The sequence below is a fragment of the Pauljensenia sp. C0170B4 genome (assembly GCF_056590235.1).
The window spans coordinates 91,573-107,317 of sequence record NZ_JBWPVS010000002.1 but is presented as its reverse complement, the minus strand read 5'-3'; the positions used below and the strand labels follow the sequence as shown (position 1 = coordinate 107,317).

12 protein-coding genes are annotated in these 15,745 nt (G+C 59.2%); 6 read left to right on the top strand and 6 right to left on the bottom strand.

The features are described 5' to 3' along the window. Nucleotide 1 precedes the first annotated feature (1 nt). The 5 genes from AC1EJ1_RS02975 (at nucleotide 2) to AC1EJ1_RS02955 (ending at nucleotide 3,069) form a co-directional block, all read left to right on the top strand. Entirely contained in the window at nucleotides 2-334 is a 333-nt protein-coding gene (locus AC1EJ1_RS02975; RefSeq protein ID WP_058236748.1) for a small basic family protein, read from the top strand. Between the two features lie 10 nt (nucleotides 335-344). After that, entirely contained in the window at nucleotides 345-1,082 is a 738-nt protein-coding gene (locus AC1EJ1_RS02970) for a DUF881 domain-containing protein (RefSeq protein ID WP_058236749.1), read from the top strand. Between the two features lie 106 nt (nucleotides 1,083-1,188). After that, complete coding sequence (locus AC1EJ1_RS02965; RefSeq protein WP_058236910.1) at nucleotides 1,189-1,626, top strand: FHA domain-containing protein; 438 nt, start codon at nucleotides 1,189-1,191, stop codon at nucleotides 1,624-1,626. Further along, nucleotides 1,623-2,390 carry a transcriptional regulator FtsR gene (gene ftsR / locus AC1EJ1_RS02960; RefSeq protein WP_092648609.1) on the top strand — a complete coding sequence of 256 codons (768 nt, stop codon included), beginning with the start codon at nucleotides 1,623-1,625 and terminating at the stop codon, nucleotides 2,388-2,390. The genes AC1EJ1_RS02965 and ftsR overlap by 4 nt, the downstream gene beginning before the upstream one ends. A 154-nt stretch (nucleotides 2,391-2,544) precedes the next feature. Then, entirely contained in the window at nucleotides 2,545-3,069 is a 525-nt protein-coding gene (locus AC1EJ1_RS02955; protein ID WP_058236911.1) for a MerR family transcriptional regulator, read from the top strand. Nucleotides 3,070-3,071: 2 nt separating this feature from the next. On the opposite strand, the gene AC1EJ1_RS02950 is transcribed toward AC1EJ1_RS02955, so the two are convergent. Genes AC1EJ1_RS02950 through AC1EJ1_RS02935 form a run of 4 tightly spaced genes read right to left on the bottom strand, consistent with a single transcriptional unit; the run spans nucleotide 3,072 to nucleotide 10,921 of the window. Continuing rightward, on the bottom strand, nucleotides 3,072-5,573 hold the full coding sequence (locus AC1EJ1_RS02950) for a YhgE/Pip domain-containing protein (RefSeq protein ID WP_480295308.1): 2,502 nt from the start codon (nucleotides 5,571-5,573) through the stop codon (nucleotides 3,072-3,074). Continuing rightward, complete coding sequence (locus AC1EJ1_RS02945; RefSeq protein WP_480295307.1) at nucleotides 5,574-8,240, bottom strand: MMPL family transporter; 2,667 nt, start codon at nucleotides 8,238-8,240, stop codon at nucleotides 5,574-5,576. A gap of 36 nt (nucleotides 8,241-8,276) precedes the next feature. After that, a complete protein-coding gene (locus tag AC1EJ1_RS02940; protein WP_480295306.1) occupies nucleotides 8,277-9,797 on the bottom strand; it encodes an Hsp70 family protein in 1,521 nt (506 codons plus the stop codon). 5 nt (nucleotides 9,798-9,802) lie between these two features. Beyond that, nucleotides 9,803-10,921, bottom strand: a complete 1,119-nt coding sequence (locus AC1EJ1_RS02935; protein WP_480295305.1) for a hypothetical protein — start codon at nucleotides 10,919-10,921, stop codon at nucleotides 9,803-9,805. Nucleotides 10,922-11,058: 137 nt separating this feature from the next. Here AC1EJ1_RS02935 and AC1EJ1_RS02930 point away from each other — a divergent pair, with 137 nt between their 5' ends. Continuing rightward, on the top strand, nucleotides 11,059-11,424 hold the full coding sequence (locus AC1EJ1_RS02930) for an RNA polymerase-binding protein RbpA (protein WP_058236755.1): 366 nt from the start codon (nucleotides 11,059-11,061) through the stop codon (nucleotides 11,422-11,424). Here AC1EJ1_RS02930 and lnt read toward each other — a convergent pair. Next, nucleotides 11,421-12,992 (bottom strand): apolipoprotein N-acyltransferase, encoded by a 1,572-nt coding sequence (lnt, locus tag AC1EJ1_RS02925; protein WP_285014052.1) that lies wholly within the window; start codon nucleotides 12,990-12,992, stop codon nucleotides 11,421-11,423. The two genes, AC1EJ1_RS02930 and lnt, sit on opposite strands and share 4 nt — an antisense overlap. Further along, nucleotides 12,977-15,736, bottom strand: a complete 2,760-nt coding sequence (locus AC1EJ1_RS02920; RefSeq protein WP_285014051.1) for a DEAD/DEAH box helicase — start codon at nucleotides 15,734-15,736, stop codon at nucleotides 12,977-12,979. Before AC1EJ1_RS02920 ends, lnt begins: the two co-directional genes overlap by 16 nt. Nucleotides 15,737-15,745: the final 9 nt, after the last annotated feature.

Sequence of the window (15,745 nt, the reverse complement as noted above, 5' to 3'; positions counted from 1 at the left end):
CATGATTGCTGTCCTTGGACTGATTGCAGGAATCGTCATTGGATTCATGGTCGATCCCACGATCCCGGTGTGGATTCAGCCATTCCTTCCCGTTGCCGTTGTCGCTGGGCTTGACGCTCTTTTCGGCGCCGGGCGCGCGTGGCTCGAAGGTGTCTTCTCCGACCGTGTCTTCATCATGTCGTTCTTCTGGAATGTCCTCGTAGCCTGTCTGTTGGTATTCCTAGGACAGCAGCTCGGCGTCGGATCCGCCATGACGACCGCTGTCGTCGTCGTTCTCGGTATCCGTATCTTCTCCAACGCCGCGTCCATCCGTCGTCTTATTTTCAAGGCGTAGGTGCACGACAATGGCACGTAATTCTGCGAACAAACCCCAGATATCGCGCGGTTCACGGCTGCGAGAGGCTCTTTTGGCCAGTCCGAGGCCGATCCATATTCTTCTTGTCGTCATCTGCATGATGCTCGGTATCGCATTGGTAACTCAGGTGCGCGCCCAGCGTGCCGACCCGCTCGACCAGATGACCGAGCAAGACCTGGTGGTGCTGCTCGATGAGCTGTCTGGACGCGAGGAAACACTGCGCGGCGAGAAGGCTGAGCTCGAGTCTGAGCTGGCTGACCTGGAGAATGCTGTCTCCCAGCAGCAGGCTGCCGACGAAGCGGCCCGCAAGAGTGTCGAGCAGGCACGTATCAATGCCGGAACGGTCCCTGTTGAAGGCGAAGGCCTCACCATGATCGTTACCGATCCGCAGGGAGGTGTCAATGCAGTCCAGTTCGTCATGACCCTTGGGGAACTGCGCAACGCCGGAGCTGAAGCTGTGAGCATCAACGGTATCCGTGCCAACGCGCAGACCTGGTTTTCCATGTCGGATGTGGGCATCATCATGAACGGTCAGGTGATCCACTCGCCCTACCAGTGGAAAGTGATTGGAGATTCGGACACGATTGCCACTGCACTGGAGATTTCTGCAGGTGCGGCTTGGCAGATGCGTTCCAAGAATGCGGACGTGGAGATCATCAAATCCCAGCAAGTCGTGATCGATGAAGTTGCTCCTACTCCGATCCCTCAATATGCGGCAGAAAAATAGAGGCGTGACATAATTGTTATCAATGAAACAGCAATGCGCCGGCGTACCTTTTTTGCGTACACTGGGGTGCATCTGAATTCCGGTGTACTCGCGGAAGAGGGAAATGATGGAAGATCACAGTGACTTTGACCCGACGGCAACCTCGGTCTTCGGCCTGCCAGGCTCGGAGGAAGAAGAGGAGACTGCTCAACCGCTGCCGTTGTCTGCTCGCGACCGCGAGGCAGTCGAGGCCCTTCCTGCCGGTTCCGCACTGCTCATCGTTCAGCGTGGCCCGAACTCCGGTGCGCGCTTCCTGCTCGATCCAGGCACAACTAACGCCGGACGCTCACCCAAGTCGGACATTTTTCTTGACGACGTGACTGTGTCCCGCAAACATTGCCAGTTCATCGCACAGGACGGTGGCTACATTGTCCGCGATTCAGGCTCCCTGAACGGCACTTATGTCAATCGTGAACGTGTCGATGAGGCACATCTGCAAGAAGGCGATGAAGTCCAGATCGGCAAGTACCGCATGACCTACCAGCCGTCCCCGCAGCAGGCATGAACACTGCCCACGCATACGCACTCGAGGAGAATCCACAACAGGGACAGTGGCCACGTGGCTTGAGTGCAGAGCCGACAATGGCCATCGGCCAGGTCACAGAAGCTCTGCAAAAAGAGTTCCCCACTGTCTCAGTGTCAAAGATTCGTTTTCTGGAGGATCAGGGACTCATCTGTCCGAGCCGTACGAGTGCGGGTTACCGAAAGTTTTCCGAGTCCGACCGTGAGCGACTGCGCTATATCCTGCGCCGCCAGCGCGATTCCTATTCGCCCCTCAATGCCATTCGCGATGAGCTGCGAGCCTTGGACGCCGGCCATGACGTGGATCTTGCTCCGAGCGCACGCATTGTTGCTTCCGATGGGGAAGTGGTTGTCCCTGCGAACCAGTCAACGATTTCCACGCGTGACTTGGCTGATCTGACGGGCGCCACTGTCGAAACTCTCGAACGTTACACTGCACTCGGATTGATCGCCCCTGACATTGCTGGCTATTTTCCATCTCGCACGGTTCACGTCGTGCACCTGCTGGTGGCCCTTGAAGCTGAGGGCATGAATGCGAGGATCTTGCGTTCTGTGCGCACAGGTGCCGAGCGCAGTGCGGATGTGATTGATCAGGTTGTGTCCTCGCAGTTGTCACGGCAACGCGCTACCGATCGTGAGCGTGCACACGCACGCTCAATGGAATTTGGTGAGAAGCTCGCTGACCTGCACCGGGAACTATTGCGAATTTCATTGTCGAGGCTCAACGGCGACTCACCTTCAAGTTGAACTTGAGGCTCGCCGTTTGAATTGTTGACCGACGACCGTTCGGGAATTAGCGTTAGAGAGTACACACAGTGAGCCCATTCAGTGGCTAAGAGTCCGAGGAGCATACGTGAGCGCGAATCCGGCTGATTCAGTAGCCCCACAACCACGACAGGCCATGCTCTTCGGCGACCCTCTTGAAGGCCTCAACGAAGACGAGACCGGCTATCGCGGCCCGGTTGCGTGCTCCGCGGCCGGCATCACCTACCGTCAGCTCGACTACTGGGCTCGCACAGGGTTACTGCAGCCTTCGGTGCGCGCTGCGCGTGGATCCGGTTCACAGCGCTTGTACTCATTTCGCGACATCCTCGTCCTGAAAGTCGTCAAGAAGCTCCTTGACGCCGGCGTGTCACTCCAGCAAGTTCGCCAGGCAGTCACGCAGCTCGGTAACCGTGGAATCGATGACCTCGCGTCGATCACGCTGATGAGTGACGGCGCATCCGTGTATGAATGCACCTCATCCGATGAGGTAATTGACTTGCTCCAAGGCGGACAGGGCGTGTTCGGTATCGCAGTGGGGCGAGTGTGGCGCGAAGTTGAAGGTTCCCTGGCTGAACTGCCAGTCGAGCGGCGCGACGAAGATGACACGGTTATTGACGATCTAGCTGAACGCCGTCGCCGCAGGCACCGTTCCGTTTCCTAAGTTCACATCGGAACAACGTTCAACGCTTCGCGAACCTTCTCGGGCGAGAGCGTTCGGCGCTGCGTAACCGCCACCGCCGAACCAATGAAGCTCACCAGGCCCCATCCGATCAGCGACAGGAGCGGGGGCACCCACGAGGATCCCACACCCAGAACGCTGGTCTGCAGGCCTCCGGCAAGTTCTCCCAACGGCAGCAGCGCGTTCATTGTAGATAAGGCGTCAGGTGAATCCTGGTAGGGCATCAGCCCGATGAGGGCAACGACCTGCAACGTGAAGAACAGGAGCGAGACGACACGCCCGATCCGGGCACCGCACACTGCCAATAGCATCTGGTGGACCAGGACTGCCACAATTGCGCCGACTATGATCAGTGCACCTGTACCAGCGAGACTGACAGGAAAGACCTTGAACAGCAGCGCTACACAGATCACGCCCAGCACGGAGATTGCCACTACGCCGGACGGGGCGCGCAGCGAATCAATGACCGCCCGAACTGCACCGACTGGACGAGCCAAGACGCGACCGCGAAGGCCCGGCATCATCAAGAATGCACCAAACGCACTGATCCAGATCAGGACTGCAGCGGTAAACGGGAAAGCTGTTCCGATGGTGCTCTGCGTCGTGGCATCTTGCTCTGTTTGCACCGGACGCATCGCCATGGACACAATCCGAGTGCGTTCCGCATCTGAGTAGACGGGGATTTGCGAGACGCCCTCGTCCAGGCCACCCGCGAGCTGGGACGATCCGTCGCGTAGCTGGTCGATGCCTGTGGAAAGCTGATCGGCTCCGTTTCCGAGCTGTCCGAGTCCGTCTGCCAGTTGGCTGGAGCCGTCAGCCGCTCCCTGGGCTCCGTCGTTGAGCTGGCTAATGCCACCCGAGAAGCGGCCCACTCCAGCCGACAATTGTGCCAAGCCGTCGGCTAGGCGATCGGCTCCGGTGACGAGTCCAGGCTGGCCTTCTGTGCCGTCAAATCCGTCCTGGAGCTGATGCACCCCGTTCTGTAGCTGTGTGACGCCCTGAACGAGGCCTATCGTCGAGCCTGTTCCATTGATGCCATCCGCCATTTGACGCGCTGCACTGGCAAGCTGTTGGGATCCTGTGGCCAGTTGGCTCACCCCTGCGAGTAAACCATCCGGACCGACAATCTGGGCGATGTACTCGTTGTAGTGGTCAACGAAATGTTGCGCGTCGGCAAGGCCGTCCGCGAATTCGTCACTGGAAATCTTCGCCAGGAAATCGTCGAGGGCAGCGAGGGAATCGGTTGCAACCGTGGGCAGGCCATCAATGAAAGGCACAATCAACTGCCCAAACTCTTTCATATCGGCACAGTATTGTGGGAACGTTTCAGCGGGGCATCGATCGATAAGGCCGAGCAGCGAGCTACGTAGCTCGTTAATGACATCCTGATCGGTCATGATTGGTTCAAGCCTGCTGAGCACATCGCGCGCATCCCGAGCCACCTGTTTCATCACATCGACAATTTGCTGAAGATCGATGGTGATCGTTGGCAGGTCAGCAGGATCGAAATCCTCGGGAATGAGGGCACGGATCGTGTCCAACCCGTTGTCAAGTCGCGCGATACCGTCGGCCAGCTGTTCGGTTCCTTCTGCCAGCTGGAGTGAGCCACTGGCCAGCCCCGGCGTCGTACCGTTTCCCAGGATGCCGTCCGCCAGCTGGTCAACGCCGCCGGTCAGACCGGGGGAGGAGGCTGATCCGGCGATTCCGTCGCGCATCTGGTGGATGCCGCCTGACAGTTGTTCCGCACCGGCATGGAGCTGTCCGATACCGCCCGAAAATCCTGCCACACCGCTCTCCAGTGCTGCCGTGCCGTCGGCAAGTTGGGCAAGTCCGCCGGCAAGTTCATAGGTGCCATCCGTGCTCTGGTGGACGCCGTCGGCCAGCTGATGGGCACCCTGTCCCAAGGACCCGATACCGGAATCGAGTTGCCTGGCTCCGTCTGCAGCTGCTCCCAGCTGGTCTTTCAGCTGGTCGAATCCCAGATAGACACCGTTGAGAACCTGCGTGCCCAGCGTCTGGCCCAAGGATCGCGCGGCGGCTTCCGTCACCGCATGGGCCAGTTCGTTCATCATAGGTGCAGTCGCATCAGAGCTGGTCAGTGAGACAATGCCGGGATTTGCGTTAGTTTGCCCGATCGTTGCCACCGCTGTCGAGAAGTTTTCCGGAATGGTCACGATTGCAGCAACGTCACCGTTCTTAATTGCGTCGTGCGCACTGTTGACCTGCATCAGCTCCCATTGGAACGTTGCGGTTCCATCGTGCGGTTTGAGCAGTTCGGCGGACAGTTGGCGTCCGAAAGGGACAAATTGAGTTGAGCCGTCGGGCAGCGTCATTTCCGCGCCCTTGTCCAGGTTTACGATCGCCGCTTTCAGGCGTGTAATGTCCGAGCCTGTACTGTTCCCACCGATTGACCACATGGACAACGCGGCGAGCAGGATCGGCACGATGACGGCGACCAGCAATAGGCGTGCATCTCGTAATCGCATTTATGCGTCGCCTCCAATCTTTACCGTCCGTGTGACCACAAAGCCACTGTTGCCAGCCTGAGGTCCCACAATCAGTGCACCTTCTTGTTCCACTGTCGCACTGATGAGCTGGTCTCGCACCTGTTCGGTTACCGGGCAGTCCACGAGTACCAGGTTCTTGTCCGACTCTTCAGCATCCGACGCAATCATGTGGGCCCATGAGGCTCGCAACATGATCGGAATGTTAGCGCGCATCCAGCTGGATCGATCGCGCGCGTCGTTATCGCGCACCACGATAATTCCCTGGTCAGCGCGGATAAGGCCCGCAGCCGCGCACATGAGTGTGCGCACCTGGCTGGGTGGCCCGTCCAGTTGGATGACCTCACCGGGCCAGACAATCAGCTCATCGCACGAGGCCACGGTCTGTCCACCCTCGTTAATGCGGACATCTTCCATGCGCAAGATTGCCGGTCCGTTGACACGTTTCCACTCCATGTGATCGCTGAGGTGATCCATAGCGACGCCCTCGACGTCGACGTGAGGCACTACCCGGTCCAGTGCGCGCGGAAAACGCCAGGCTCGCTTACCAAGCACCATCATGACCGCTGGAATGAGCGTCATGCGCACGATGAATGCGTCAATAGCAACGCCAACCGCCAGCGCCAGTGCGATGGGCTGGACGTAGAAGGAACCTGAGGGAATGAATCCGAAGAAAACCGACACCATGATCAGCGCTGCAGCCACCACAACAGGTGCGGAGGAGGCGAATCCCTTCTTGACTGCCTGCCGTGCATCCTCGCCGTGAGTCCAGTACTCGCGCATGCGGGTGACGAGGAAGACCTGGTAGTCCATCGCCAGGCCGAAGAGCACACCCAACGCCATGATCGGCATGAAGCAGATGACCGGCCCGGTATTGGAGATGCGCAGCGGTCCGGTGAACCATCCCCACGAGAAGATCATGGACGTGACGCCGAATGCTGCGCCGATCGACAGGAGGTATCCGATCGTTGCGGTCAGCGGCACCCACAGTGACCTGAAGACTACTGTCAGCACAATCAACGCCAGCCCCACCACCAGTGAGGCAAACGGCACCAGCGCATCCGTCAGGCGAGCGGTCACATCCATTCTGGCGGCAACCATGCCGGTCACATGAATATCCTCGACGCCCAGTTCACGCTCCCACGTGTCGGCAGCTTCGCGCAGGTTCTCCAGTGCTTTTTCGGTTGCAGGATCGTTCGACGCGGCCTCGGGGATCGCAATGACGGCAGCAAGGTCAGCGTTCCTGTTCGGGGTGGCTATCTGAATTGACCTGATGCCATCAACCTGTTCAACCCGGTCAGCAAGTTCATCGACCAGACCGAGCGGGTCCTCAGACTGGATGATGCCACCGATGATCAGCAGGGGAGCGTTGGCTCCGTCTCCGAATTCGTTCGCCACCAGCTCGTAGGTGTCTCGTGCGGCAGTGCCCACCGGCTCGGTTCCATTGTCGGGAAGGGACAGGCGCAGATCTTTGGCAGGAATGACGACGGCGGACAGGAAAACCAAGACGACAGCGATCGTGATCCACGGGCGGGCAGTGATCACTGATACCCACCATTGGGAAGCACTCTGCTTCGAGTGCTTCGCTGCATGTTTGCGAGTCTCTTCCTGACCGGAGCGCCGCGATGCGCGTGCGTAGCGTGGGCGCAGTCGCTCACCCATCAAACCCATCAGAGCCGGGATGGCGGTCACCGCAATCACAGCGGACACGGCCACAGCGGCCGCGGCACATAGACCCATCACTGCCAGGAAGGGGATGCCGGAGACGATCAGACCGCATAGTGCGATCACAACGGTGATGGCGGCGAAGATTACGGCACCACCTGATGTCGCATTGGCCATCGCAATGGAATCAACGACGTTCCAGCCGTGAGCCAGCTGGGAACGATGGCGGGAGACGATAAAAAGACAGTAGTCAATGCCGACCGCCAGACCGATCATGATTGCCAGCGTGGGAGTAGTGGTGGAAATGTCCACCCACTGCGCAACAATGAGTACACCTGTCATCGCGATGCTCACGCCGAGCAGTCCGGTGATCACGGGCAGGACTGCAGGCAGCAGTGCGCGGAACGTGATCGCAAGGATGATGAGCGCAATGGCCACACCAGCCAGTTCAAGAGGGGAGAGGGGCACTGATGTTAGCTGGTAGATCTGGCCTCCGACCGATGCCGGCATCCCGGCCTTGGTGCTGTCGGCAGCGACCGTTTCGATAGTGTCCAGTGCGCCGTCGTCATCTTGCCCGAGCGCCAAGTCAAGTTGGACGTTGATCAGCGCGAATCGTCCGTCCGTACTGATTGTGGGAGTGCGCAGCAGTTCTGACCACGGGTCGGCTGCCTGAGTGACGTGAGGGACGGCGCTCAACTGATCGACGACGCGCTGCACCTGGTCGCGGTGTGTCTCGATGGGGTGGTCATCAGGAGATTCCACGATGACCTGTGCGGTCAGTCCGGCCAGTTCGGTGAATCGTTCCGAAATAATGTCGAGGCCGTCTTGGGCCTCTGTGCCGGGAATCTTGAAATCATTTGACAGTTGCGGGCCTGCCTGCCACACCCCGATCCCGCCAATCAGCAGGACGGCAATCCACACGAGGAGCGTGCGGATCCCGTGGCGCGCGCAGGCGGCACCTAACTGACGCAGAAAAGTAGACACATTACATTGTCTAACGTTTGAGGATCTCCTGCAGTGTTATTTACTTCCCAGTGATTGCGAGACAGTGTAACCCGTGTCGCAGTCGGTGATGGCGACGTAAACGATACCGTGCCGATCCACCGTGTACTTTTCTTCGATTAAGGGTCCGTCCTCCGTGCGGCGCACACTCACGGCATGGGGGTCGAGGGCGTCGCCCATATCCTGCAGTTCGCGGGCGAAGGGGAAAATCAGCTCGCCATATGGCAAGACGTCGCCTCGCGGCACGCCCTGGTCGTCGGTTGCCGTGTATTCAACGAAGCGGAACCACCCGATATTGTGAGCGGCACGGTAGCGACGCGTGACGCTGACGGAATCCTGTGTGGAGACTCTGAGGTGAGCATCCAGCAGAGGATCAAACGACACCATCTGCCCTGACTGCATTTCGCGGAATACGCCGACTCCACGTGAAAGCTGTTCACGCAGGGTGAAGCCGGACTCGGGATCAGCTGCGATGGCCAGGCCGATCGCGGTTGATGCTGCGGTGTGAGGGGAGCGGTGGACACGTCGCCCGAAGCGGCGTCGCAGTTCGCGCAGGACGTGCGGCAGTTGGGACCCACCACCCACGACGTACAATCCCGCAACGTGAGGTCCCAGTTCCTCTCCGCCTTCTGAATCAATGGCGAGCAGCGGCTTCATTGTTTCGACGGTGGAATCGATCAGGTCGATGCAGTGAGCATAGAAGTCCGCGACCGGCACTGTGACATCGCGTGCGCCCACCGTCAATGAGATTCGCCTGGTCTGAGGTGTCAGTGCTTCCTTTGCATCGCGTGCCTGTTCAAGCAGATCGTCCATATCGGAGTCGCTCAGATCGGCAAAGGTTGCGCCGGCTGCGGCCAGTGCGCACTGGGCGAGTACCTGATCAAAGTCGTCCCCGCCGAGCAGGTTATTGCCGTGTGATCCGAGGATCTCGTGAGAGGTTCCTTCCACGCTGACCAGTGAGGCGTCGAAGGTTCCGCCACCGAGGTCATATACGAGGATCTGTTGCCGGTTGGTCGATAGCGAAGCGCGATGTCGACTGGTGTATTCGAAGCCTGCTGCTGACGGCTCGTTGATCATGGCAAGAGTGGTGAAGCCGGCTGCCCGGAATGCTTCCAGCGTCAGGAAACGTTGTGCCGAGTAGGCGTGGGCGGGAATACCGATGACGGCTTCCAGTGGTTCTTCGTCTGGGATCTGACTCACTGACGAGTTCGTGCGAATTTCGTGGGCCACGTAGGTGAGGAACTCGATCAGGAGCGTCAGGACGTTGATGTCGCGGCGGTCAACCCGCACCGTTGTTTCGCTTGTGACAGCTGGATCGGAGATCAGGCGTTTGAAGGAGCGCAGATGCGGAGCACCCTGGCGCGCCAGTTCTACCGCGTCGAAGCCGTAGACGCGATGGTCACCGTCAAGCGCCATGAGGGAGGGGATGTATTCACACACGTCGTCATCGACGTCACTGAAAGCTACAATAGGGTAGTTGCCTCGATCAGCTGCCGCAACAGTGGTGCGTGTCGTACCGAAATCTACTCCAAGTCTCATGTTTCCTACTGTAGTAGTCGATCGGCAGAATTCGAACGACGCCACATGATGATCACCGACATTGACACCGATAGGTAGGCGGCGATCGCCAGGATGAAGAATTGGTTGGTGTAGGAGGCAAGCGAGTTGACCACAACGAGGTCAATGCCGACCGCCGCGAAGGCGATGCCGAATGGAATCTTGATGGAGGAGCGCTTCGGGAGCATCATGACTCCTGCAACCACGGCAAGCGCACCCGCGATGACGCCGCCGATGACAGCTGCGATTGACAATGTGCCCGTCCAGCCGTCTTGTGTCACATCGGGAACGACCTGGTCGAGCATGGCATGTCCCGACGCGTACGACACGAGGGCAATCACGGCGCGTGCGACGTCACCGATCGTCTGAATGAAGAGCATAACGGCTGCGACGCTCTGGAAGCGAGACGTGGGAACGTTTCTAACCCAGCGTGTCAGGCGTGTGCCGGCGTCAGATCCATCTCCGGGCAGATCATTTGCCAAGTCACTGAGCGCGTCGATGAGCAGGTGTTGTGAAGGAGAGGGGTTGAGGTTTCGGGCTTTGTCCAAGTGTTGTGCCATCTGGGCGCGGCGCATAGCCGGAAGGGTGCGATCCACACTCTGTTCGGCAATGTCGAGGGCCAGGTGCAGGTGCGCGGCAGCAGTACTGCGGCTTGGTCGTTGGAGAGCAAGCGCCCCACCAGCTAACAACACCAAGAACACGTAAATAATGGTTGCGGCAAGAGGAAAGAAATAGTCATTATCTTGTGTGATGAATTTACCGACCTCATCCACGAATAATCCGGCACCGACGCCACCGAGGATCGCACCTGCCCAGGACGCCCAGGAATTCGTCAATACCATCGCGCCGATCAAGCCAATAATGAGCAGCAAGCCGCCCCAGATCGCATGAGCAATGTGAAACACTTCGCCGCCAACTTGGGGATAACCAGTCAGAGCAAGGTATGCGCGCGTCACAGCGATCGTCAGCGCGCACACCACGCCAAAGACCACAACAAGCGCGGGCGCGTCGGATTTAAAGTAGGGACGCAGTGACAGACCGCGCGGCTGGGTTGTCCCTCGCGTGCGCTGACGTTGAGCGTGGACCGAGCTGCTGACCTCGGGCATGAAGATTTCCTTTCGCCAAGTGAGAGGGGATTTCACGATTTCCCAAATCTGACATAATGTACATTATCGGATTGTGGTGGAGCGTGCGAACCTCTATCAGTTACAATATTCGAGCTCGCACGCATTTAGGAGGATTCATGGCTGATCGCGCCCTTCGCGGTATGCAAATTGGTGCAAAATCGATGGAATCAGAAGAAGGTGTCATCTTCGCCGACCGAGCGACTGCAACATACCTGTGCTCCAACGGCCATAAATTCCAGATTCCATTTTCCACCGAAGCGAATCCTCCGGCGACGTGGGAATGCAAATGCGGCGCCACCGCTGAAATTATCGGCGAAGAAGGCGAAGAGGAAGAACAGAAACCAGCCAAACCGGTTCGCACGCACTGGGATATGCTGCGCGAGCGCCGATCCCTTGAAGAACTCGACGTTGTCCTGAACGAGCAGCTCGAACTGCTGCGCTCGGGCCGTTTGCGTCCAGAAGGCGCCTACCGAAAGAATTAACGTCGCCGCACGCTGATGAGTGCGCGCACCACGGCGCAGATGGTGACGACTCCCCCTCCACACATTATTCCGACTGACGGAATTATGCCGAGTCTGGCTGCCCACGTCAGTGATGTACGCAACGGCAGCTGCGCCACCATGTGATCTGCAGTCTGTTTCGCTGTCTGGCGGACGATCGTGCCATCAGGGCGCACAATCATCGAGACACCATTGGTGGAGGCCTGGATTCCCGATCGGCCGTACTCCATTGCTCGAAAACGCAGCATCTGAGCCTGCTGAGCGGACTCAGCTGAATACCGAAAATGGTAGTTATTCGTTGGAATGGCAATGATCTGACCGCCTCGTTCCACACCGTCTCGAATCAGATCCTCATAAGCCACCTCGAAGCAGATTCCCATCACGAAAGGCACCTCGCGCCCATCGTTGAGCGTCACGGACAGCAGGCTCGGATTATCGACCGCAACCATGTCGACGTTGACCTGAGCTGCCTCGGTAGCCAGTTTTGAAATAAAGGAGCGCCACGGAATGTATTCACCAAACGGCACGGGGTGCTGCTTACCGTAAAGCTGATCGCTCAGACCCGAATCCGGGTACCACCAGCCAACCAGATTCGTGCGCGTATTGTCCTGACTGTCATACCCGTTGAAGCCGACCAGAATCGGAACGCCGAGCGCATCGACTGCTTCATCGACCAGGTTCGCTACGCCTGAATTGGCACGTGGATCGCGATCGGCTGCCGTCTCACCCCACACAGCCACATCCACCGCGTCGCCTTCCTCGGCCATTCGCAGCGTTTCGCGCGTGTGATTGCCAGTAACTTTCAGCGGCACGCTGTACGTTGCATTGCCCGGGATTTCAACGTTGCCCTGGACGACACCCACGCGAATCGATCCGGCTTCCTGCGCATTCGGTAGTGTGATCGCCAGCGGCAGACACGCCAGCGCAGCCGCCAGCACCAGCATCAACGGTCTGTTCCACCAGTGCTCATCCGAGCGCGTTCTCAGGAGCGAAAATGTGCGCCGCACCAGCACTGCGAGCATCATAGTGACTGCACTGACCAGCACTTCCCCACCCCACGGCGCGAGCTTTCCCCACGGAGCATCGACCATCGCATACGCCGTCTTGCCCCACGGGAAACCGCCAAATGGCACGGTTGAACGCAGCTGTTCGACCGCGACCCACAGAACGGCCCACGACAATGTCTGTCCCCACCAGGTGCGCACCCACACCAGTGCCCTGCTGATCGCAGCGCACCACGCCCAGATGCACAATGCAATGATCTGCGTGGCTGACAGTGTCACCCACGGCAACCAGCCGCCTGTTGCGATGGATGACCAGTGGATGTGCGGTAGCCAGAAAAGCGCGCCGACCAACGTTGCGTACCACATGCCTCGCCCAGTCGACGATCGATCGACGAGGGCGACTAGAAATGCCAGCCCGATGACGAAAAGCGGCCACCATCCCACATCCGGGAATGCCGCCCACAGACATACGCCGCTGATCGCGGCACACGGATAATCCAGCCATCTGCGCCGCGGGGGAAGTTTCAGTTTCAAACGGTCGACCATTCCACCACTCCATGTACGAGCATCCGTCGAGCGTCCCGGGCGCATGTGGCCAGGCCACCCTGATCAGCGTGCGAGAGCTGGTCGAGCAGATCCATCACCTGTCGCACCCAGCGCACAAAATCGCCGCCCGACAGGTCAGCTACTTGCAGTGCAGTGGTCAGCGACGCACCGTGCGCCCACGCATGCATAGCACCGACCAGCGAGATATCCGGCGGAGGAGTGGGTGTAGCTCCCGCAGACGTTTCTGCTTGTTGGATCTCCTGGCTGGCACGCCACGTTGCATCCAGTGCACGAGCGATCGCTGAATTGGCGCCACCAGGAATTGACGTGTCGGGATTGTTTTCCGCACGCGCTTCATACACGCAGGTGGAGACCACCGCTGCCAATTCAGCCGGATCTAGGTCGTCCCACGCCCCACATCGCACGGCGTGAACGACCAACAGATCCCGCTCACCAAACACGCGTCGCAGCTGTTGTCCCGCCGTTGTCACACGGTCGCCGTCAAGGAAGCCGAGGGATTCGAGCACCGCACACACACGGTCAAACTCCTTCGCGACCGTGTCGGTGCGCTCATTGATACGTTCAACCGTTCGCAGGTACTCCTTGCGAGCACGTGCCCATTCATGCCCCATCGCTGCATGCGACTCGCGCTGCGGGCAACGGTGAACCGGATGGTGACGAATTTCGTCTCTCATATACGCAATGGTGGGATCGTCACGGTGGGCTGACCGACGCGGTGCATCCAGTGCGCCTGAGCGTACACGGCGGCGAATTTCGCCGGCCACCTTCTCGCGCACCACACGTTTGCGCAGGTCACGTCCCATCGGGATTTTCATACTTCCAACCACGGCAAAGGCACGCATTTTCTGCGAAATAATCACATCGTGAATCTTCATATCCGTGCCGATTACGTCGATTCGCGGTGCTCGCCCCTCGTCGGCAGGCCGGATCACCACCCCATAGCGGGTCGCTCGCCCGGGCTGGTAGGCGACGATATCTCCGCGGCGCGCCCGGCGCAGATCCTTTTCCATGTCCTGCCGCACTACTGCCGACCGCGCCCTCGCTGAGGATTTCTCCAAACCGGACAGCTCTTCACGCAACTGGAAGTACTCCAGGGCATCGCCGTATTCACACTTGACGTGCGAGGCGACCTCATCCATATGTTTCTTCACCCGCGCAGCTTCGCGCGCAAATTCGACGACTCCGCGGTCGGCCTGGAACTGGGCGAATGAGGACTCGAGCACTTCGCGCGTCGACGCGCGAGAGGACCGTGCCAGCAGGTTCACCACCATGTTGTACGTTGGTCTGAAGGCACTGATCAGCGGGTAGGTTCGTTTCGACGCGAGCGATGCAACCTCTTCAGGCTCAACGCGTCCCTGGTAAAGCACCACTGCGTGGCCCTCACGGTCAATGCCGCGCCTGCCGGCACGTCCCGTCAACTGCGTGTACTCCCCCGCCGACAGTTGAACGTGCGCAACGCCGTTCCACTTCTGCAAGGATTCGATGACAACTGTCCGGGCGGGCATGTTGATTCCCAGCGCCAGCGTCTCGGTTGCATAGACCGCTTTAATTAAACCGCGAGTAAATAACCGTTCCACCGTCTCCTTCATGACGGGAAGCATTCCGGCATGGTGAGCCGCTATCCCTCGCTCCAGAGCGCTCGCCCATCGATGCAGCCCCAGCACGACATGGTCAGTGACAGGAATCTGCTCCATTGCCTTATCGACCGCATCCCTGATCTGGCGCGCTTCTTCCGGAGTCGTCAGCACCAACGGTGAGGCAGCTACCTGCTGTACCGCATCGTCACACGCAGCCCGAGAAAAGATGAACACAATTGCCGGCAGCAGGTGGGCCCGCTGCAGTGTCATCAGCACGCCGGCTCGACTTTCGCGGCGCTGCAGCCTGCCTCGTCGATTATGCTGCAAACCTCGGCCACTACCCGGTTGCGAGCTGCGGGCAATTTCATACCTGAGCTGCGGATTCACACCCGCCCGGCGGCTCGACCCCGGCGCGTACAGATCAAACAGGTGCGAATTGGCAATCATGTGCTGGTACAGGGGAACGGGGCGTTTTTCGGAGACAATCACGCGGCACGTGCCACGCACCTGCTGCATCCACGCGCCGAACTCTTCGGCATTCGACACTGTGGCCGACAGCGCAATCACACTGACACGCTGCGGCAGGTGGATCATCACTTCTTCCCACACCGGGCCGCGGAAACGGTCAGCCAGGTAGTGAACCTCGTCCATGACTACGTGCGTCAGATCATCGAGCGGCGCGCCCGCATAAATCATGTTGCGTAGAACCTCAGTGGTCATCACGACCACTGGAGCACCCGGATTGATGGACGTATCACCGGTGAGCAGACCCACCGATTCTTCCCCGAACCGCTTTTGGAAATCCATGAACTTCTGGTTGGACAGGGCTTTGATCGGGGTGGTGTAAAACGCGCGGGTTCCACGCCCAACAGCCAGATAGGTGGCGAATTCGCCGACAACGGTCTTTCCTGCTCCGGTCGGCGCGGCCACCAGCACAGACTCGCCACCCTCAACAGCTTCAAGCGCTTCCCACTGAAAATCATCAAGCGAAAACCCAAGCGAGTCGGCAAATGCACTGCGCGCACTCGAATCGACGGCGCGCTGAGCCTTGGCAGCCTCGAAGCGTTCAGCCGGACTCATCTGATCCATTTCGCGGGTTGGTTCGCCTTCCTCGCGGACGCGGCGGCGGCGTCTTTTCGGTGACATGCTCGCTTA

Bases quoted from the DNA above. Each gene is read 5' to 3' on its own strand.
- ftsR (WP_092648609.1), top strand. From the start codon at position 1,623: ATGAACACTGCCCACGCATACGCACTCGAGGAGAATCCACAACAGGGA.
- AC1EJ1_RS02950 (WP_480295308.1), bottom strand. From the start codon at position 5,573: ATGCGATTACGAGATGCACGCCTATTGCTGGTCGCCGTCATCGTGCCG.
- AC1EJ1_RS02955 (WP_058236911.1), top strand. From the start codon at position 2,545: ATGCTCTTCGGCGACCCTCTTGAAGGCCTCAACGAAGACGAGACCGGC.
- AC1EJ1_RS02975 (WP_058236748.1), top strand. From the start codon at position 2: ATGATTGCTGTCCTTGGACTGATTGCAGGAATCGTCATTGGATTCATG.
- AC1EJ1_RS02930 (WP_058236755.1), top strand. From the start codon at position 11,059: ATGGCTGATCGCGCCCTTCGCGGTATGCAAATTGGTGCAAAATCGATG.
- AC1EJ1_RS02920 (WP_285014051.1), bottom strand. From the start codon at position 15,736: ATGTCACCGAAAAGACGCCGCCGCCGCGTCCGCGAGGAAGGCGAACCA.
- AC1EJ1_RS02970 (WP_058236749.1), top strand. From the start codon at position 345: ATGGCACGTAATTCTGCGAACAAACCCCAGATATCGCGCGGTTCACGG.
- AC1EJ1_RS02935 (WP_480295305.1), bottom strand. From the start codon at position 10,921: ATGCCCGAGGTCAGCAGCTCGGTCCACGCTCAACGTCAGCGCACGCGA.
- AC1EJ1_RS02940 (WP_480295306.1), bottom strand. From the start codon at position 9,797: ATGAGACTTGGAGTAGATTTCGGTACGACACGCACCACTGTTGCGGCA.
- lnt (WP_285014052.1), bottom strand. From the start codon at position 12,992: ATGGTCGACCGTTTGAAACTGAAACTTCCCCCGCGGCGCAGATGGCTG.
- AC1EJ1_RS02965 (WP_058236910.1), top strand. From the start codon at position 1,189: ATGGAAGATCACAGTGACTTTGACCCGACGGCAACCTCGGTCTTCGGC.